15 protein-coding genes are annotated in these 18,273 nt (G+C 67.0%); 7 read left to right on the plus strand and 8 right to left on the minus strand.

All coding sequences use genetic code 11. The annotated features are described in order from the left end of the window. Positions 1-28: 28 nt before the first annotated feature. Complete coding sequence (locus tag HUW43_RS03425; RefSeq protein WP_223181251.1) at positions 29-1,597, plus strand: leucyl aminopeptidase; 1,569 nt, start codon at positions 29-31, stop codon at positions 1,595-1,597. Positions 1,598-1,785: 188 nt separating this feature from the next. Further along, complete coding sequence (gene clpB / locus HUW43_RS03430; RefSeq protein WP_188236101.1) at positions 1,786-4,365, plus strand: ATP-dependent chaperone ClpB; 2,580 nt, start codon at positions 1,786-1,788, stop codon at positions 4,363-4,365. A gap of 30 nt (positions 4,366-4,395) precedes the next feature. Here the strand turns inward: clpB and HUW43_RS03435 are convergent, their stop codons facing one another. The 3 genes from HUW43_RS03435 to HUW43_RS03445 all read right to left on the minus strand — a co-directional run bounded on the left by HUW43_RS03435 (position 4,396) and on the right by HUW43_RS03445 (position 6,346). Continuing rightward, positions 4,396-4,704, minus strand: a complete 309-nt coding sequence (locus tag HUW43_RS03435) for a hypothetical protein (RefSeq protein WP_188236102.1) — start codon at positions 4,702-4,704, stop codon at positions 4,396-4,398. A 37-nt stretch (positions 4,705-4,741) separates the two neighbouring features. Beyond that, on the minus strand, positions 4,742-5,059 hold the full coding sequence (locus tag HUW43_RS03440; protein ID WP_188236103.1) for a hypothetical protein: 318 nt from the start codon (positions 5,057-5,059) through the stop codon (positions 4,742-4,744). A gap of 96 nt (positions 5,060-5,155) precedes the next feature. Further along, positions 5,156-6,346: an aspartyl/asparaginyl beta-hydroxylase domain-containing protein gene (locus HUW43_RS03445; protein WP_223181252.1), complete on the minus strand. Its 1,191-nt coding sequence runs from the start codon at positions 6,344-6,346 to the stop codon at positions 5,156-5,158. A gap of 55 nt (positions 6,347-6,401) precedes the next feature. Between HUW43_RS03445 and HUW43_RS03450 the strand changes: the two genes are divergently transcribed. Both HUW43_RS03450 and HUW43_RS03455 read left to right on the plus strand, forming a co-directional pair. Continuing rightward, positions 6,402-7,409 (plus strand): hypothetical protein, encoded by a 1,008-nt coding sequence (locus HUW43_RS03450; RefSeq protein ID WP_317450808.1) that lies wholly within the window; start codon positions 6,402-6,404, stop codon positions 7,407-7,409. Between the two features lie 169 nt (positions 7,410-7,578). Beyond that, on the plus strand, positions 7,579-7,809 hold the full coding sequence (locus tag HUW43_RS03455; protein ID WP_188236106.1) for a hypothetical protein: 231 nt from the start codon (positions 7,579-7,581) through the stop codon (positions 7,807-7,809). Here the strand turns inward: HUW43_RS03455 and HUW43_RS03460 are convergent. The 4 genes from HUW43_RS03460 to xseA form a co-directional block, all read right to left on the minus strand. Continuing rightward, a complete protein-coding gene (locus HUW43_RS03460; protein WP_188236107.1) occupies positions 7,806-10,868 on the minus strand; it encodes a TonB-dependent receptor domain-containing protein in 3,063 nt (1,020 codons plus the stop codon). The two genes, HUW43_RS03455 and HUW43_RS03460, sit on opposite strands and share 4 nt — an antisense overlap. 276 nt (positions 10,869-11,144) lie before the next feature. After that, positions 11,145-12,053 carry a M23 family metallopeptidase gene (locus tag HUW43_RS03465; RefSeq protein ID WP_188236108.1) on the minus strand — a complete coding sequence of 303 codons (909 nt, stop codon included), beginning with the start codon at positions 12,051-12,053 and terminating at the stop codon, positions 11,145-11,147. After that, a complete protein-coding gene (locus HUW43_RS03470) occupies positions 12,050-12,262 on the minus strand; it encodes a DUF2093 domain-containing protein (RefSeq protein WP_188236109.1) in 213 nt (70 codons plus the stop codon). The genes HUW43_RS03465 and HUW43_RS03470 overlap by 4 nt, the downstream gene beginning before the upstream one ends. A 77-nt stretch (positions 12,263-12,339) precedes the next feature. Beyond that, the gene (xseA, locus tag HUW43_RS03475; RefSeq protein WP_188236110.1) at positions 12,340-13,767 is read right to left on the minus strand and encodes an exodeoxyribonuclease VII large subunit; all 1,428 of its coding nucleotides are present in this window, start codon (positions 13,765-13,767) and stop codon (positions 12,340-12,342) included. On the opposite strand from xseA, the gene purD reads away from it, so the two are divergent. Next, positions 13,766-15,043, plus strand: a complete 1,278-nt coding sequence (purD, locus tag HUW43_RS03480; RefSeq protein WP_188236111.1) for a phosphoribosylamine--glycine ligase — start codon at positions 13,766-13,768, stop codon at positions 15,041-15,043. The genes xseA and purD overlap by 2 nt on opposite strands. A gap of 125 nt (positions 15,044-15,168) precedes the next feature. Next, complete coding sequence (locus HUW43_RS03485; RefSeq protein WP_188236112.1) at positions 15,169-15,879, plus strand: hypothetical protein; 711 nt, start codon at positions 15,169-15,171, stop codon at positions 15,877-15,879. 129 nt (positions 15,880-16,008) lie between these two features. Here HUW43_RS03485 and HUW43_RS03490 read toward each other — a convergent pair whose 3' ends face one another. Beyond that, positions 16,009-17,331 carry a hemolysin family protein gene (locus HUW43_RS03490; protein ID WP_188236113.1) on the minus strand — a complete coding sequence of 441 codons (1,323 nt, stop codon included), beginning with the start codon at positions 17,329-17,331 and terminating at the stop codon, positions 16,009-16,011. 217 nt (positions 17,332-17,548) lie between these two features. On the opposite strand from HUW43_RS03490, the gene HUW43_RS03495 reads away from it, so the two are divergent. After that, positions 17,549-18,238 carry an OmpA family protein gene (locus HUW43_RS03495; RefSeq protein ID WP_188236114.1) on the plus strand — a complete coding sequence of 230 codons (690 nt, stop codon included), beginning with the start codon at positions 17,549-17,551 and terminating at the stop codon, positions 18,236-18,238. The last annotated feature ends 35 nt before the right edge of the window (positions 18,239-18,273 follow it).

Here is an 18,273-nt window from a genome sequence, read left to right on the forward strand (position 1 = left end):
TAAAATCGGGGAAAATCACACCATGCGCATGAAATCACTGTTTCTTTCCGCCTGCCTGTCGCTCGCCGTCGCACCCGGCGCGATGGCGCAGGGCGTCATCGGGTCGGGCGTCGCCCCGGCGAGCGCCGCGAACAGCGCCGAACGCGCGATCGGCTTCGCTTCGCGCGCCCCGACGGGCGCCGCGCTCGTCATCGTGATGACCGACGCCGCGCTGCCGCCGCTCGACGGCGTCGCGCTCACCGCGCCAGAACGGCAGGCGGTCGAGGCCGCGATCGCCGCCGCCAGTTTCGACGGCAAGGCAGGATCGACGCTGTCGCTCCGTGGCATCGGCGCGCACCCGCGCATCCTGCTCGTCGGCGCCGGGCCGACGCCCTCGTCGCTCGCACTCGCCGAAGCGGGCGGCAAGGCGGCGCAGGAGCTGAAGGGCGAAGCGCACCCCGTCGCAATCGCCGGCGCCTTTGGCGACACCTCCGCCGCCGAAGTCGCTTATGGCTTTGCGCTCGGCCAATATCGCTTCGACCGTTACAAGACGGTCGACCGCAAGGCGCCGCCCGCCGCGCCCGTCACGCTCGTCGGCGCCAATTCCCCGGCTGCCGAAGCCGCCTTTGCGGCACGCTGGCAGCCGCTCGTCGACGGCGTGCGCCTGTCGCGCGACCTCGCCAACGAGCCCGCGAACGTCATCTATCCCGAAAGCTTCGTCGCGCGGGTGCGCGAAGCCTTTGCGGGCGTTCCCGGTGTCAGCATCGAGGTGCTCGACGAAGCGGCGATGCGGCGGCTCGGCATGGGCACGCTCGTCGGCGTGGGCCAGGGCAGCCCGCGCGGGTCGCGGCTGCTCGCGGTGCGCTACCGCGGCGCCGGCGCCCCCGCCGCGCCAATGGCTTTTGTCGGCAAGGGCATCACGTTCGATTCGGGTGGCATTTCGCTGAAACCCGGCACCGGCATGTGGAACATGAAGGGCGATATGTCGGGCGCCGCGTCAGTGGTCGGCGCGGCGCTGTCGCTCGCGAAGTCGCGCGCGCCGGTGCATGTCGTCGCGGTCGCGGCGCTCGCCGAAAATATGCCCGACGGCAATGCCCAGCGGCCCGGCGACGTCGTGCGCACGCTGTCTGGCAAGACGATCGAGATGCTCAACAGCGACGCCGAGGGCCGCCTCGTCCTCGCCGACGCCAATGAATATGTCGCGCGCGAATATAAACCCCGCGCGATCGTCAATATCGCGACGCTCACCGGTTCGATCGTCGGCGCGCTCGACGATCAATATGCCGGCCTCTTCGCGCGCGACGAAAAGCTCGCCGCCGCGCTGCTCGCCGCGGGCGCCGCCAGCGGCGAGGAACTGTGGCGGATGCCACTGCACAAGGATTATGCCGACAAGCTCAAATCCGACATCGCCGACATCCGCAACATCGCGTCGGGCCAGGGGCCGGGCGCGAGCCTCGGCGCACATTTCATCGGCTTCTTCGTCGACGAGGACATGCCCTGGGCGCATCTCGACATCGCGGGCGTCAATCGCAGCGAATCGGCGAGCCCGCTCGTCCCCAAGGGGATGACGGGCTTCGGCGTCCGCCTGCTCGACCAGATGGCGCGCAGCGGGGAGTAGAGCCAGCCGCCTTTCCGTTGACATCGTCACCCCGGCGAAAGCCGGGGTCTTACCGGTGCGCGACGCACCTGGGTAGCGATCCCGGCCTCCGCCGCGATGACAAATGGCACGCAAGAGAAGCCGCAACCACCCCTTGTGTTGCCGAAAAGCAACACTATCTTCGCCGTTGAGAAAGGGGCTGATCCATTATGAACCTCGAAAAATTTACCGATCGCGCCAAGGGCTTTCTGCAGGCGGCGCAGACGATCGCGATCCGCATGAATCACCAGCGGATCGCGCCCGAACATATCGCCAAGGCGCTGCTCGACGACAATCAGGGCATGGCCGCGGGACTGATCGCGAACAGCGGCGGCGATACGGCGCGCGCCGTGCAGGGCATTGACGCGCTGCTCGCCAGACTTCCCGCCGTGTCGGGATCGGGCGCACAGGCGACGCCCGGGCTCGACAATGACGCCGTGCGCCTGCTCGACCAGGCCGAACAGATCGCCGCCAAATCGGGCAGCGAATATGTCGCCGTCCAGAATATCCTGCTCGCGATGGTGCTGGCGCCCGGCACGCCGGTGGGCAAGGTCTTTGCCGACGCGGGCGTCAAGCCCGAGGCGCTCAATGCCGCCATCGCCAAGCTGACCGGCGGGCGCACCGCCGACACGGCCTCGGCCGAGGACCGCTACGATGCGCTCCAGAAATTCGCCCGCGACCTTACCCAGGTCGCGCGCGAGGGCAAGCTCGACCCCGTGATCGGCCGCGATGAGGAAATCCGCCGCACCGTTCAGATCCTCGCGCGGCGGACCAAGAACAACCCGGTGCTCATCGGCGAACCCGGCGTCGGCAAGACGGCGATCGCCGAGGGCCTTGCGCTGCGCATCGTCAATGGCGACGTGCCCGACAGTCTGAAGGACCGCCGCCTGCTCGCGCTGGACATGGGCGCGCTGATCGCGGGCGCCAAATATCGCGGCGAGTTCGAGGAGCGCCTCAAGGGCGTGCTCGACGATGTAAAAGCCGCCGAGGGTGAAATCATCCTGTTCATCGACGAGATGCACACGCTGGTCGGCGCGGGCAAATCCGAAGGCGCGATGGACGCCTCGAACCTGTTGAAACCGGCGCTCGCGCGCGGCGAATTGCACTGCATCGGCGCGACCACGCTCGACGAATATCGCAAGCATGTCGAAAAAGACCCCGCGCTTCAGCGGCGCTTCCAGCCCGTTTTCGTCGGCGAGCCGACGGTCGAGGATTCGATCTCGATCCTGCGCGGGATCAAGGAGAAGTACGAGTTGCACCATGGCGTACGCATCACCGACGGCGCGATCGTCGCCGCGGCGACGCTGTCGAACCGCTACATCTCCGACCGCTTTCTGCCCGACAAGGCGATCGACCTGATGGACGAGGCCGCGAGCCGCATCCGCATGGAGGTCGAATCCAAGCCCGAGGAGATCGAGAGCCTCGACCGTCGCATCATCCAGATGAAGATCGAAGAGGCGGCGCTTGGCAAGGAGAGCGACGCGGCATCGAAAGAGCGGCTCGCCGCGCTCCAGGCCGAGCTTGCGAATCTCGAACAGCAGTCGGCCGAACTCACGCAGAAATGGCAGGCCGAAAAGGACAAGATCCACGCTGAAGCAAAGATCAAGGAAGAACTCGACGCGGCGCGCTCGGCGCTCGAACAGGCGCAGCGCGCGGGCGATCTCGCGAAAGCGGGCGAGCTGAGCTACGGCACGATCCCCGCGCTCGAAAAGAGGCTCGCCGAGGCCGAGGCGGCATCGGGCAATGCGATGCTGCGCGAGGAAGTGACCGCCGACGATATCGCGGCGGTGGTGAGCCGCTGGACCGGCATCCCCGTCGACCGGATGATGGAGGGCGAGCGCGAGAAATTGCTCGGCATGGAAGAGGCGCTGGGCAGGCGCGTGATCGGCCAGGACGAAGCGGTGCGCGCCGTTTCAACCGCCGTGCGACGCGCGCGCGCGGGGTTGCAAGACCCCAATCGCCCGCTCGGCAGCTTCCTCTTCCTCGGCCCCACGGGCGTCGGCAAGACCGAGCTCACCAAGGCGCTGGCGCGTTTCCTGTTCGACGACGACAATGCGATGGTCCGCATCGACATGTCCGAATATATGGAAAAGCACAGCGTCGCGCGGCTCGTCGGCGCCCCGCCGGGCTATGTCGGCTATGAAGAGGGCGGGACGCTGACCGAAGCGGTGCGCCGCCGCCCCTATCAGGTCGTGCTCTTCGACGAGGTCGAAAAGGCGCATGGCGACGTGTTCAACATCCTGCTCCAGGTGCTCGACGACGGGCGCCTGACCGACGGGCAGGGGCGCACGGTCGATTTCACCAACACGCTGATCATCCTGACTTCGAACCTCGGCAGCCAGGCGATCGCCGCGCTTCCCGACGACGCGCCGGTCGAACAGGCCGAACCCGCGGTCATGGAGGTGGTGCGCGCGCATTTCCGGCCGGAGTTCCTGAACCGGCTTGACGAGATTGTGCTGTTCCACCGCCTGGGGCAGCAGCATATGGGCGGCATCGTCGACATTCAGGTCGCGCGCGTGCAGAAATTGCTCGACGACCGCAAGGTCAGGCTCGACCTGACCGATGCCGCGCGCGCGTGGCTGGGCCGCGTCGGTTACGATCCGGTCTATGGCGCGCGGCCGCTGAAGCGCGCGGTGCAGAAATATCTGCAAGACCCGCTCGCGGACCTGATCCTGAAGGGCGAGGTCAAGGACGGATCGACGGTGCGGGTCGATGAAGGCGACGGCGGGCTGGCGCTGACCGTGGCCTGAGGCCGCGTCAGCGACCGCCTTCGATGATCGTCAGTTGCTGTTGACGGGTGCGCGCGTCATCGCCTCGGCGGTGTCGCGCGCATTCTGGTTGCCCTGGGCCCACGCCTTTTTCCACTGCTCGTTCGTCCGGCACACGCGCGCCTTTTTCACCCACGAGCCGATCTCCTCGATCTTGCGGCACTTGATATAATGGGGATGGGTCGCGGCCAGCCCCTCATTATGCGCCTTGATCTCGGCATTGGTCATTTCCGACGGCGCCTGCGTCGGGGGTGCCCGGTCGGCGTTCGCTTCGGCCGCGGGTGCGGCGGCGAACAGCGCAATGACCACAAAGTTCAACATCGGAATATCCCTTCCCTGCTCGATCCCCGATAGCGGATCAGTTCGAATTGCCCGCCTTGCTCGTCATCGCCTCGGCCGTGTCGCGCGCATTCTGGTTGCCTCTTGCGCTGACTTCCTTCCACTGTTCGTTGGTGTGGCAAACGCGGTTCTTCTTCACCAGCGATCCGATCTCGAGCGTCTTGCGGCATTTGATATAGGCGGGATCGGTGGGGGCCAGCCCCTCGTTATGCGCGTTGATCTCGGTTGGCGTCATCGCCGATGGCGCCTTGGCAGGCGCCGCCTGATCGGCGGCAAGGGCGGCGGAAGCCGACAGCAGGCCGACCGTGGCGAAAAAAGCAGCTGCAGTTCGGGTCATGCGATATCTCCTGTCGCGGCCATTTCCGCAGGATCATGCTCGCTATCTTATTGGCGATACGCTCTTTCGCAAGGCCGAATCGATCGTCGCAAGCGCCTAGCGCGGCACCGCATAACCCGACGCATCGGCCGACGCGAAATAGCGCAGCAGCAATTCGCGTTCACCCGCCGTCATGTGCGGATTCCACACGTCGAAAATCAGCACCGCACGCAGCTCGTCGCTGTCGTTCCACGCTTCATGTTCGATCGTATCGTCAAAGGCGAAGGCGACCCCTTCCTGCCACTGGCGCGTCTCGCCCCCTACCCGAAAGCCGCAACCCGGCGGCACGATCAGCGGCAGATGCACGATCGCGCGCGTGTTGGTGACGCCGGTGTGCGGCGGAATGCGCGTGTGCGGTTTCAGCATCGAGAAGAAGGCGCTCGGCGCCCGGCCTGGAATGCGTGCACCCGGAACGGCGGCGAGCGCCGCCGCCGTCGCCGGACAGCGATCGAGCACCGGCTGGTTGGGTTCGCCATATTCCCACAGAAAGCAGGCGCCCCAGTCCAGCCGATTGTCGAGCGGCGACCAGATCGTATCCGGCGACCCCGCCTCCATCCGCACATAGGGCCTGAGCGCGTCGCCCGGATCGGCAAGCAACGCCCGCAATTCGGCCCGAATCGCGTCGGTTTGCGCCTCGATCTCGGCAAACCAGGGAAAATGGCCCCGATCGAAAAACTCGTCGGCGGGCAGAAAGGGATAATAGACGCCGGCGCATTCGTTGCGATAGATGCGACGGCGTCCAAGCGCGCTTGCGACAAAGGCTTCACCGCGCCGCGCCTCGGTTTCGGTCAGGTTGCCGCGCATGTCTTCAAACGCCGCCGATGCGGCGGTGAACATCGCGCCCGTCGCCCGGTTGACGAAATCCTGTCCATGCGCAAGCAGCGGCGCGAGCGGCGGCGGCACCGGATCGAGCTGCGCGCCAAGGGCGACGGCGGCGCTCCACGCGGCCAGCGCCGGCCCCATCTCGCCGCGCGCTTCATGTCGTTCGCCCTTGCGTATCCATGCGATCAGATCGCGACGATCGATCGCCAGCGCCGCATCAAGCGCAGCCAGTTCCCCCGCATCGTCGCCAAGCGCACGCAGCGCCGACGCCAGATTGCGCTGCAAAGCGCCCGAATGTGGATCGGCGGCGATGGCGGCGGCAAAATGCTGCGCGGCCGCTGCATGATCCCCGGCCTGCAAGGCTGCAATGCCACGACGGTTCGCTTCGACGGCAGGGACGGGAGGAGTTGCGCTGGCCATAGCCATGCTTGCCATCGGCTGGATCGATCGGCAAGGTCGATCAATGCCCGCCGCGCCATCCGTGTCCGCCGTAATCGACGACGCCGCCTGGCTTGCGCATCGCTATGATCCCGACCACGACGCCTTTCACTTTCGCCGCGTCGCGCGGACCGTCCGCGCCGCGACCCCCTTTCTCACCGATCAACATCTGGGCGACGAAGCGTCGCCGCTGGTGCTGCGCCGTTCCGATTGCGCCGCCGCGGCGCCGGACCAGCGGGCACCGGTCCATTTTCTGTTCCATTCGGCCTATTGCGCCTCGACAATGCTCGCGCATGCGCTCGATCAGCCGGGCGTTGCGACGACGCTTTCCGAACCGGTGCTGCTCAATGACATGATCGGGTGGCGGCGACGCGGCGCCGATCCGCGGATGCACGGCCGCGTCATGGACGATGCGCTCGCCATGCTTGGGCGCGGTTTCGCGGACGGCGAGGCGGTGGTCGTCAAACCGTCGAACATTTTCAACCCGCTCGCGCGCGGCGCGCTGACGCTGCGGCCGCAGGCGCGCGCAATCCTGCTTTACGCGCCGCTGCGCGCCTTCCTGCTCTCGGTGGCGCGCAAGGGGCTGTGGTGTCGTCTGTGGTGCCGCGAGCTTCTCGAAAATTATCTCGCCGACGGTTTCGTCCGACTGGCGTTTGAGCCGCGCGACTATTTTCGCCAGTCCGACCTGCAGGTCGCGGCGGTCGGCTGGCTCGCGCAGCAACAGGCCTTTGCCGCGCTGCTGGGCTGGGCGCCCGAACGAATCGCATCGCTCGACAGCGAGACGTTGACGCGGGATCCGGCTGCGGCGGTCGCAGCGGCGATGAATCACCTGCGCCTCGCGTGCGATCGCGCCGCGATCGCCGGTCATCCGGCGCTGGCGCGCAACAGTAAATCGGGCGCGGCATTCGCTCCGGGCGAACGGCAGCGCGACCTCGCGGCGGCCGAGACAGCCTATGGCGAGGAGATTTCTCAGGTTGTCGGCTGGGCCGAAGCCGTCGCCGCGCAAGCGGGGATTCCGCTGACGCTGCCAAAGGCACTGCCGACAGGCTGACACGCCCCAAACGGCCGTTGCAGCCGATAGCTGCGATGGCTGGAAGGACGTGCAGGAACCGACGTCGCGCAGAGGCCGCAAGGCGCGCCGACAGTCGGGATATTGTTCACGCGGATACGCGGAGAAGAAGGGGATGAAGCGGCAGAGCCGCTCAACATGCCGCGCGTGGTTGCCGGACGATCCGGTGGCCAATCGCCGCGCGGGCCTTTTTCTCTCCGCGTATCCGCATCTCCGCAAGAACGCCGTTCATCGCCTCTGCGCGCTCTGCGGCCGCTGCGCGAGTTTCATCCTGTCTCACGCCGCCGCCGACGCGGCATCGACCCGCCTCGCCATCCGCATAGAAAAAGGGGCGGACATCGCTGTCCGCCCCCAATTCTTGCCAAAGCGTGGGTTCGACTAGAACTTCAGCTTCGCCGACACCGCATAGCGGCGGCCCAGCGCGTCGTAGGTCGACGGATAGGTGTTGCCGCTGTTGTAGGTGGTCGAACCGATCGTGTTGCCAAGCAGCGGCGGCTTGTTGTCGAGCAGGTTCTGCACCGTCGCGGTGAACACCAGATTTTCGCTGACGTTGAAACGCGCCGTCAGGTCGAAATAGTGCTGCGCCTTGACCGAGCGGAACTGCGGATCGACGACGCAGCCGTTCGGGTCGGTCCCGGTCGGATCCGGGCAACCGGTGACCGGATTGGTGCCGGCAGCAACCGCCGCGGCGATGTCGTCGGCCAGCTGCTGGGGTTCGAAATCGACCCGGTCGATCCAGCGCCACAGCAGCGACACGTCAACCTTGTCGAAGCCCAGCGTGAAGCGGTTCGAGAACTGGAACTCCGGCTGGATCGAGCCGGTGAACGAGCAGTTCACGCTGTAGTAGCCGACGCATTCGCGGTTGAGCGAATCCGGGTTGGCGACATTGGCGTTGAACTTCGAGCTGTTCGTCCAGTTGCCGACAAACGACCAGTCGAGGCTGGCGAAGCCAAGGTCGGTGCTATAGTTCATCAACAGGTCGATACCGTCGGTGAACAGGCGGCCCTGGTTGTTCGTCAGGCCGAACAGGCCGGGCGTGGTCGCCGGGTCGCCGTCGAGGCCGCCGGTGACCGGGTTGCGGCGGATCGACGTACAGGCGGGGTCGCTCGCGCTCGCCGCCGTGATATTGTCGAAACAGGCGGCGATGATGTCGCCCGGCAGCGGGGTGCCCAACACGTCGTTGATCTTGATGTTGTAATAGTCGATCGACATGTTGAAGCGCGGCAGGAAGTCGGGCTGCCAGACCAGACCAATCGTCCAGGTGTCCGCCTTTTCGGGCTGCAGGTTCAGGTTACCGCCGACCGTGATATTGGCCTGCGCCGCGGTCGGGTTGGTGATCGAACCGATCGTCCCCGCCGGAGCGCCCTGCGCGATACAGACAGCGCGCAGGTTGGCGTTGGTCGTCGGCGCGGCCCCGGCGCAGGGGTCGATGCCGAGGTTGGTGAGGCCGACCGTCTGCGGCGTGAACAGCTCGCCGATGTTGGGCGCGCGAACCGCGCGGCTGTAGTTGCCGCGGAACTTGACGCCCGCGCCCGGTTCCCAGCTGCCACCGGCTTTCCAGGTCCAGGTGTCATAGCCACCGGCGCCGCGGATGCTGTAGTCCGAATAGCGCACGCCGGCTTCGAGGGTCAGGCTTTCAAAGAAAGGCTTGTCCTCGATCAGCGGCGCGACGATTTCGGCATAGGCTTCATAGACGTCATAGGCGCCGTCGATGTCCGGGGCCGCACCGCCAGCGCCGCCGAGTTCGCCCGGCGTCTTGGCGAGCAGATCCGACGCCTGCTGCGCGGTATATTTGCGATATTCGCCGCCCAGCGCGAAGCCGATCGGCTGAACCGCGCCCGGCGAGGCGAAGCCGAGGTCGCCCGACACGATCGCACGAACCTGCGCCAGCGAGGTGCGGTTGGTGGTCGAGCTGTTTTCCGACAGATAGTCGGCCATTTCGGGCGTGATCGAGCCTTCGGGGCCGAACAGATTGACCGGAACGCACGCAGCATTGCCGCTCTGGCAGGTGGTCGTGTTATTCGCCAGCGACGCTTCGCGGAAGCGCGACTGCAACGTATAGTTCTGAATCGTCTGGATATTCTCCGATTCGCCATAAGCGCCTTCGAGGGTCCAGTCGATCGAGTCGGTGATGCCGCCGCGGGCGCCGACGCGATAGTCGAAGAAGGTCGTCTGATAATCGCTGATACGCGGACCGACTTCGGGCGTGCGACGGTTCAGCGTGACGGTCACTTCACGATAGTTGGGATCGGTACGACCCGTCGCGGTGGCCGCAGCCGCGCATTCGGCGGGCGTGAAGCGCGGGGTATAGAGACCCGATCCTGCCGCGGCGACGTTGAACGCACAGAACTGGTTGCGCAGCGTCGACGGCAGATAAGGATTGTTGAGGTTGATCGTCACCGTGCCGCCGAACGAACCCGACGGGGCGATGATCGTCGAAACGGTGTTCTTCGAGAACATGCCGCGCGTGTAGACTTCGACCGAGTCCGACACTTCATAATTGGCCTGAGCGTAGATGTTGAAGCGCTCGAACGGCGTCTGGAAGATGTTGAACGGGTTGAAGTTATAGGTCGCGAAGGTGCCGACCGCCGCGCCGGCGGCATTGACCTGACGCAGACCACCGTTGGCCACCGCCGGATTGGTGCTCGGCTGTCCGGTGACCGGGTCAAGCGGGCGGGTGCCCGAGAAACGCGACGGAACCGAGGTGCCCGACCCGATGAAGCTGTTCGAATAGCTGTCGAGCGTGTTTTCCGAGAAGGGACGCGCGCCCTGATAGACGGGGTCGGCCTGCTGGTAACCGATGCTGAGCACCGCGTTGCCGCGACCGTCGTCAAAATTCGCGCCGATCGTCGCGTCGACGCGGAAGATATGGCCATCGCCGCGCTCGGTGATCTGGTTCGACGCAGTGACTTCCAGACCCGCGAAGTCGCGCTTGGTCACGAAGTTGACGACGCCGGTGATCGCGTCGGCGCCATAGGTGGTCACCGCCGCGCCGGTCAGCGCATCGACGCGCTCGATCAGCGCGAGCGGGATGTTGTTAAGGTCGACGCGGCCGTTGACGTCCGACGGCGCAACGCGGTTGCCGTTCAAGAGCACGATGTTGCGGATCGAACCGAGACCGCGAAGGTCGACATATGACGCACCGCCGTTGCCGTTGTTGACCGCCGAACCGATGTTGGCGACGACACCCGGCAGTTCGCGCAGAACCTCTTCGGCGACGTTCGACTGCTTCAGCTCGATCGTGTCGGCGGTCGTGACGTTGACCGGCGTCGACTGTTCAAGGTTCGGGTTGCGGATCAGCGTGCCGGTGACAACGATTTCGCTGCTGCCGGTAGCGCCTTCCTCGGCATCCTGCGCAAAGGCAGGAGCCGAAACCAGGGCGACGCTCAGCACGAGCGGCGCAGCACCCAGTTTCAGCTTGGAATAGTGGGTTTTCTTCACAGTGCAGTCCCTTGCTACTGGTGGATTGAACTACCCGGACCCCTGATGCGACGGACCAAAGCCGACGCGTGCAGATGCCCCGATAGGGTGCGGGATGACCCCTCGTGCAGTTCGAGTAAAGGAAATTTGCCCAGCTAACCGCGGTTTCGCGGCGCATTGTGACGTATTTGCAACATCCGCTGAAGGTCGCGACACACAAGGCGTCGTGCGACCATGTTTCGCGACATATTGTTTCAATGGTTACGATTTCACGGGCGCGGTCGCCGCGATCAGGGGTCAATCGCCGATCGGCCCCGCAAGCTTGCCAGGGTCGAGCCGTTTGCCCCGCCACGTCAGCCCCCAGTGCATGTGCGGCCCCGTCGCGCGCCCGGTGCGGCCGACGGTGCCCAGCCTTTGCCCCTGCACGACGCGATCGCCGACCTTCACATCGAGTCGCTGGCAATGGAGGAAGGCGCTCGACAGCCCCATGCCGTGATCGACGATCAGCAGATGGCCCTCCAGCGTGAAGGGCGTCCCGGCGGCGAGCGTGACCACCCCGTCGGCCGGCGCGACAAAAGGGGTTCCCGCGGGGACCGCGATGTCGGCGCCGCTGTGATAGGCGCCGGGCTTGCCCTGATAGACGCGCTGCGACCCGAAAAAGCCCGACAAGCGCCCCGTCACCGGCCAGCGGAACGCCTGCCGCCAGCCGTCCGATTCGACCGCCTTCGCGCGCGCCGCCGCAATCTGCGCCAGTTCGGCGGGGCGACGGCGCGCGAAATCGGCGTCGCTCGTTGCGCTGCCACGCCAGGGCGCGCCCACATGCTCGATTCGCCAGCGTCCCGCGGCAACCGTGATCGGCCGCACGATACGCTGCCCGTCGGTGAAGGTCGCGACCAGCTCGACCTCGGCCCCCGCGTCGCGATCGAAGCCGATCAGGAAAGCCCCGTCGCGCGCCACCGGGACCGGCATGCCATCCAAAGTCAGGCTGTTGAGGCCGGATGACGCACGCCCGGTGATGACGGCGCCCTGTTCGGCGGCGCCGGTCAGGACGAGATCATGGCGCACCCGCTGGGGCGGCGGCGCGGGGACAGGCGCCACAGCGGCAGGCGGCGGGGGACGGCTTTCGCGCTCCGCCACGGGAACGCAGGCTGCCGCCGCCAGCAGCGCCACGGCCGCACCGCAGCGCCCGTGCGTCCACAAGCTCATGCCGTGCGCGCGGCGTCCAGTTCCGCCTGCACCGATATCGCCGCGCTCGCATAGGCTTCCTGCCGCGCCACCGACCAATAGCGAAGCTCGTCAAGCCCGATCGGCACGCCGGTCACCGCGCACAGCACATGGTCGCCGGGCGCCAGCACGCGATAGCCGTTCGGCCCATAGTGGAGGCGGGCAAGACGGTTACGGCTGGCGATCAACATGGCGCATATATCCGGTGAACGGGGGAGGTTGGGCGGCGATTATAGCAGGATCGGCTGCGCGAGCCACCCCCGCGCGCTCAGAACAACTCGCCCTGACCCGCTTTCGGCGCAGGCGGCGATGCCTTGCGTGCCGGGCGCGGCATTGACGATGGCGCCAGATCACCCCCCTCTCCGACGGTCACGGGCAGCTCGCCGTCGGCGAACTGGAGCCGCAGATGCCCCGCGTCGCGCGCCTTCGCCGCGCTGGTCACAATCACCCCGCCAGCATCGCGCACCATCGCATAGCCGCGCGACAAGAGTGCGCGCGGGTCGAGCGAGGCGAGCAGGCGCCCCAGCCCGTCAAGCTTCGCGCGGTCGCGGTCCCACGCGCGCGCCAGCAGGGCCGGGCGCAGCGCCGCGCCGCGCGCGCCAAGCCGCTCGCCCAGCATCCCCAGCCGCTGCCTTTGTCCGCGGTCGAGCCGTTCGCCGGCATCGTCGAGCCGCTGGCGCTGCGGCGCATAGAGCGCGTCGCGCCGCGGCAGGTGCCGCGCGAGCGCCGTCAGCCGCTCGCCCCGCAAAGCCTGCTGCCGGTTCGCAGCGCCGATCATCCGCCCGCCCCACGTCGCCAGCTGCGCTTGCAGTTCGGCGCGCACCGGCACCGCCATCTCGGCGGCGGCGGTCGGCGTCGGCGCACGCATGTCGGCGGCGTAATCGGCGAGCGTCACGTCGGTTTCATGCCCCACCGCGCTGATCGTCGGGATGCGGCAGTCGGCGATCGCGCGAACGACCACCTCCTCGTTGAACGCCCACAGATCCTCGATCGACCCGCCGCCGCGCGCGACGATCACCAGGTCGGGGCGCGGCACCGGCCCGCCGGGCGCGAGCGCGTCGAAACCGCGAATCGCCCTGGCAACCTGCGCTGCGGCGCCTTCGCCCTGCACAAGCACCGGCCAGACGATCACATGGCTGGGGCAGCGGTCGGCGAGCCGGTGGAGGATGTCGCGGATCACCGCCCCCGTGGGCGATGTCACCACGCCGATCGTGCGCGGCAGATAGGGAAGCGGCTGCTTTCTGTCGCGATCGAACAGCCCCTCGCCGCCCAGCCGCGCCTTCAATTTCTCAAAGAGCAGCATCAGCGCACCTTCGCCCGCGACCTCGAGGCTTTCGACGACGAGCTGATATTTGGAGCGTCCGGGATAAGTGGTGAGCTTACCCGTCGCGATCACCTCGATTCCGTCCTCGGGCCGGAAGGCGAGCCGCGCCGCCTGCCCCTTCCACATCACCATGTCGATGAGGGCATTGTCGTCTTTCAGCGCCGCATAAAAATGCCCCGATGCCGCGCGCTTCGCGCCCGACAGCTCGCCGCGCACGCGCACGCGCGCGAAACCGTCCTCGACGGTGCGCCGGATCGCCGCCGACAATTGGCTGACGGACAGCGGCGGCGCATTGTCGCCGGGCGCCGCCTCGGCTAACAGCCGCGCGTCGGTGCCGTCGCCGGGCGCTTCATCGGGAAAAGGAACTGCCATGAATATCCTGCTCATCGGGTCGGGGGGCCGCGAACATGCGCTGAGCTGGCAACTGGCACAATCGCCAAGCTGCGCCAAGCTCTATGCCGCGCCGGGCAATCCCGGAATCGAACTCCACGCCGAATGCGTGCCGATCGCCGCCGACGATCTCGATGGCCTGATCGTCTTCGTGCGCGCGCACGCGATCGACTTCGTCGTCGTCGGTCCCGAAGCGCCGCTCGTCGCGGGCCTTGCCGACCGGCTGCGCGCCGTCGGCGTGCCGGTCTTCGGTCCCTCGGCCGCCGCGGCGCGACTCGAAGGGTCAAAGGGCTTTACCAAGGATCTGTGTGCGCGCGCAGGTATCCCCACCGCCGCCTATGTCCGCTGCGCCAGCGCCGACGAAGCGCTTGCCGCCCTCGACGGCTTTGCCGTTCCCGTGGTTATCAAGGCCGACGGCCTCGCCGCGGGCAAGGGTGTCGTCATCGCCGAAACGCGCGCCGACGCCGAAGCGGCGATCGCCGACATGTTCGCCGGCGCCTTTGGCGGCGCGGGCGCCGAGGTGGTGATCGAGGAATATATGACCGGCGAGGAGGCGAGCTTTTTCGCGCTCTCCGATGGCCAGGACGTGATCGCCTTCGGCAGTGCGCAGGATCACAAGCGCGTCGGCGACGGCGACACCGGCCCGAACACCGGCGGCATGGGCGCATACAGCCCGGCCCCCGTGCTCACCCCCGATCTCGAAGCCGCGGTGATGGACCGCATCATCCGCCCGACGGTGGGGACGCTCGCCGCCGATGGCGCGCCCTATGTCGGCGTCCTTTTCGCCGGGCTGATGCTCACCGCCGACGGGCCGAAGCTCATCGAATATAATTGCCGTTTCGGCGACCCCGAATGCCAGGTGCTGATGATGCGCTTCCGCGGCGATCTTGCCGCGCTGCTCCACGCCGCCGCGACGGGCGCGCTCGCCGCGGCCGAACCGCCCGTCTTTTCGCACGATTACGCGCTCACGGTGGTGATGGCGGCCAATGGCTATCCGGGCACCCCCCAAAAAGGCGGCGCGATACGCCGCATCGCCGATGCCGAGGCGGGGGGCGTGCGCGTCTTCCACGCCGGCACCGCGCGCGAGGATCGCACGCTCGTCGCCGCGGGCGGGCGCGTGCTGAATGTCACCGCAACGGGCAAGAGCGTGACCGAGGCGCAAGCGCGCGCCTATGCCGCGCTCGACAGGATCGATTTTCCCAGCGGCTTCTGCCGCCGCGACATCGGCTGGCGCGAAGTCGCGCGCGAGGCGAAATAGCCCACCCCGTCATCCCCGCGAAGGCCGGTATCGCGGTGGTCGCCGGAGGGATGGATAAAGAATGGCCAGGGCTGGACGCGAGGACCGGGTGCGCATAATCTGGCCTGCAAAACAGGGAGATCGTGATGATATGGCTTCAGGATAACTGGGTAATTGCGGTCGTCGGCCTTGTCGTGGCGGCCCTGCTCCTCTGGTGGCTTTTCGGCCGCGCCAAGCCGACCGAGATCGCGCCGCCGACGGCGGAACCGAGCAAACCAGCGAAGCCGCTTGAACCCGCAAAGCCCGAAATCATCGCCGCCGAACCCGCGCGCTTCAAACCGGTCGAGCCCAAACCGGCACCCGTCGCACCCGCGCCGCCGCCTGCCGCCGGACCCGCGGCCACGCCGCCCCCGGCCCCTGTGGCAGAGCCGGTGGCCGAGACGCCGACAAAGCCCAAACAGGCGGCAAAAAAAACCGCAACCAAAACCCCGGCCGCCAAAGGCACGTCAAAAAAGGTCGCGGCCAAACCGCCAGCCGACGCCGCGGCAATTCCCGCCGAGCCGACCGTCCCGCCGCCCGCACCGGAACCCGCGCCGACGGCCGTCAAGGCCGACAATCTGCAATTGCTGAAGGGCGTCGGCCCCAAGCTGGTCGTCCTTCTGAACAGCCTCGGCGTTACGCGTTTCCAGCAGATCGCGGAGTGGACCGACGCCGACGTCGCGCGCATCGACGCGCAGCTTGGCGCCTTTCAGGGACGCATCGCGCGCGACAATCTCGTCGACCAGGCCAGCTATCTCGCGCGTGGCGACAAGGCCGGGTTCGAGGCGAAATATGGCGCGCTGGGAGGTGATCTCTGACGACCCGATTCGACCGGAAGCGGCCATAACCCGAAAGAAAGCCCCTCCCTTTAGCATGGGGGCCTGGGCGGCCGCACAAGACTGACCTTTCCCGAACCCTGGGATGCTTCGTCCCCGCGTCTTTCCGGCCTATTCCGCCTCCGCCCCTTTCGGCTTGCGGACTTCGGTAACGAGCAGCTTGTCGATCTTGCGCCCGTCCATGTCGATGATCTCGAACCTCCAGCCCCGGTCGGTAAAGCTTTCACCCTCTTCGGGCAGATGTTTCAGGATCGCGAGCGCGTGGCCCGCCGCGGTGGCATAGTCGCGATCGTCGGCCAGTTCGATCCCCAGCCGTTCGGCCATCTGGTCGGCGGGCATCGCCCCGGCGATCAGCAGGCTGCCGTCGTCGCGCTCGACCACGAAAGGGTCGCTGCCGATATCCTGGTCCGACGCAAATTCACCCGCGATCGCCGAAAGCAGGTCGGCCGGCGTCACCAGCCCGTCGAAATGACCATATTCGTCGTGGACGAGCAGCATCGGGACTTCGGCGACGCGCAGGGCTTCGAGCGCGTCCATCGCGTCGATCTGATCGTGGATGACCTTGGCCGGACGCATCAGCTGTTCCAGATCAAGCGTCTGGCCGGCGAACAGCGCCGCGGCGATGTCGCGCGCCTGCACCACGCCCACAATCTCGTCGACCGACCCCCGCGCGACGGGCAGGCGGCTGTGCGGCGTTTCGAGCAGCCGGTCGCGCAGCGCGCGCGCGTCGAGCGACATATCGATCCAGTCGACATCCTTGCGCGGCGTCATCACCTCGCGCACCGGCCGGTCGGCAAGGCGCACGACGCCCGAAATGATCGCGCGCTCGCTTTCCTCGATCACCCCGGATTTCGACGCTTCGGCGACGATCAGATGCAGTTCCTCGGCGGTCACCCGCTCTTCCGATTCGCGGCTGAGGCCGAGCAGACGGAACACCAGCCCCGAACTATTGTCGAGCAGCCAGACAAGCGGCGCCGCGATGCGCGACAGCCAGAACATCGGCACCGCGACAAGGATCGCGATCGGTTCCGGCGCCCGCAGCGCGAACTGTTTGGGGACAAGCTCGCCCGCGATCAGCGAGACATAGGTGGTGAGCGCGATCACCGCGGCGAACCCCGCCGCCTCGGCCATTTCGGCATCGAGCCCCAGCCAGGCGGCAAGCCGGTCGGCGACCGGCTGCCCCAGGCTGGCGCCCGAATAGGCGCCGGTAAGCACGCCGATCAGCGTGATGCCGACCTGTACCGTCGACAGGAAACGGCCGGGGTCCGACGCCAGCTGGCGCGCGATTTTCGCGCCGCGGCTGCCGCGCTTTTCGGCCGCCTGCAATCGCGGCTGCCGCGCCGACACGATCGCCAGTTCGGACATGGCGAACAGGCCGTTCAAGAGGATGAGGATCGCGATGATCGCGACGTCGGACCAGGGAAAAGGGGTCATCGGGCGGCAATGCGGCGCGTCGGCGTGCGGCCCCTGTCGGCTTCGGTCATGGCTCCCTATAGGCGAAAGGCGCGGCACTGCACAATGGCGCAATGCTGAACGCCCGGCTCAGCCACCGTTCAGTCATTTTCTGGAACCAGAACGCCCACCAGATGTTATCGGAAAACAGCGGCGTGCACAGGACCAGAGGCATCCGCCCGAACAAGGGAGCGACATGATGAAAAGCAGGACGACCAGGCTCGCAATTCTGACCGGCCTCGGCGCGATCGCGCTGACCGGCTGCGTCACCGATCCGGTAACCGGCGAACGCAAGATTTCCAAGGCGGCGATCGGCGGCGTCGGCGGCGCGCTCGGCGGCTATCTGCTGGGCGATCTGATCGGCGGGCGCAGCGACCGCACCGAAAAGATCGTCGGCGCGGGCATCGGCGCGGTCGCTGGCGCGGGCGTCGGCTATTATATGGACCAGCAGGAAAAGAAGCTTCGCGAACGCACCGCGGGCACCGGCATCGACGTCGAACGCCAGGGCGACCAGCTCGTGCTCAACATGCCCGGCGACGTCACCTTCGACTATAACAGCGCGCTCGTGAAACCGCAGTTCCGCAGCGCGCTCGACAATGTCGCCGCGACACTCGCCGAATATCCGAGCACCTATATCGACGTTTATGGTCACACCGATTCGACCGGCAGCGACAGCTATAACCAGGGTCTGTCCGAACGCCGCGCCACGTCGGTCGCCGACTATCTCGCCGGGCGCGGCATCCAGCGCGCGCGGATGGCGACGCTGGGCTATGGCGAATCGCAGCTGAAATGCGCGCCCGAACGCAGCGAGGCCGATTATCAGTGCAACCGGCGCGTCGAAATCCGCATTGCGCCAGTGACGCAGGCCGACGTCAACGCGGCGGGCTAAGCCTGATCTTAAGGGAAACTCCGTGCGCCTCCGCA

The organism is Sphingopyxis sp. LK2115 (assembly GCF_014595975.1).
Classification (GTDB): Bacteria; Pseudomonadota; Alphaproteobacteria; order Sphingomonadales; family Sphingomonadaceae; genus Sphingopyxis.

Bases quoted from the DNA above. Each gene is read 5' to 3' on its own strand.
- HUW43_RS03425 (WP_223181251.1), top strand. From the start codon at position 29: ATGAAATCACTGTTTCTTTCCGCCTGCCTGTCGCTCGCCGTCGCACCC.
- HUW43_RS03445 (WP_223181252.1), bottom strand. From the start codon at position 6,346: ATGGCTATGGCCAGCGCAACTCCTCCCGTCCCTGCCGTCGAAGCGAAC.
- HUW43_RS03435 (WP_188236102.1), bottom strand. From the start codon at position 4,704: ATGTTGAACTTTGTGGTCATTGCGCTGTTCGCCGCCGCACCCGCGGCC.
- purD (WP_188236111.1), top strand. From the start codon at position 13,766: ATGAATATCCTGCTCATCGGGTCGGGGGGCCGCGAACATGCGCTGAGC.
- HUW43_RS03485 (WP_188236112.1), top strand. From the start codon at position 15,169: ATGATATGGCTTCAGGATAACTGGGTAATTGCGGTCGTCGGCCTTGTC.
- xseA (WP_188236110.1), bottom strand. From the start codon at position 13,767: ATGGCAGTTCCTTTTCCCGATGAAGCGCCCGGCGACGGCACCGACGCG.
- clpB (WP_188236101.1), top strand. From the start codon at position 1,786: ATGAACCTCGAAAAATTTACCGATCGCGCCAAGGGCTTTCTGCAGGCG.
- HUW43_RS03440 (WP_188236103.1), bottom strand. From the start codon at position 5,059: ATGACCCGAACTGCAGCTGCTTTTTTCGCCACGGTCGGCCTGCTGTCG.
- HUW43_RS03470 (WP_188236109.1), bottom strand. From the start codon at position 12,262: ATGTTGATCGCCAGCCGTAACCGTCTTGCCCGCCTCCACTATGGGCCG.
- HUW43_RS03490 (WP_188236113.1), bottom strand. From the start codon at position 17,331: ATGACCCCTTTTCCCTGGTCCGACGTCGCGATCATCGCGATCCTCATC.
- HUW43_RS03465 (WP_188236108.1), bottom strand. From the start codon at position 12,053: ATGAGCTTGTGGACGCACGGGCGCTGCGGTGCGGCCGTGGCGCTGCTG.
- HUW43_RS03495 (WP_188236114.1), top strand. From the start codon at position 17,549: ATGAAAAGCAGGACGACCAGGCTCGCAATTCTGACCGGCCTCGGCGCG.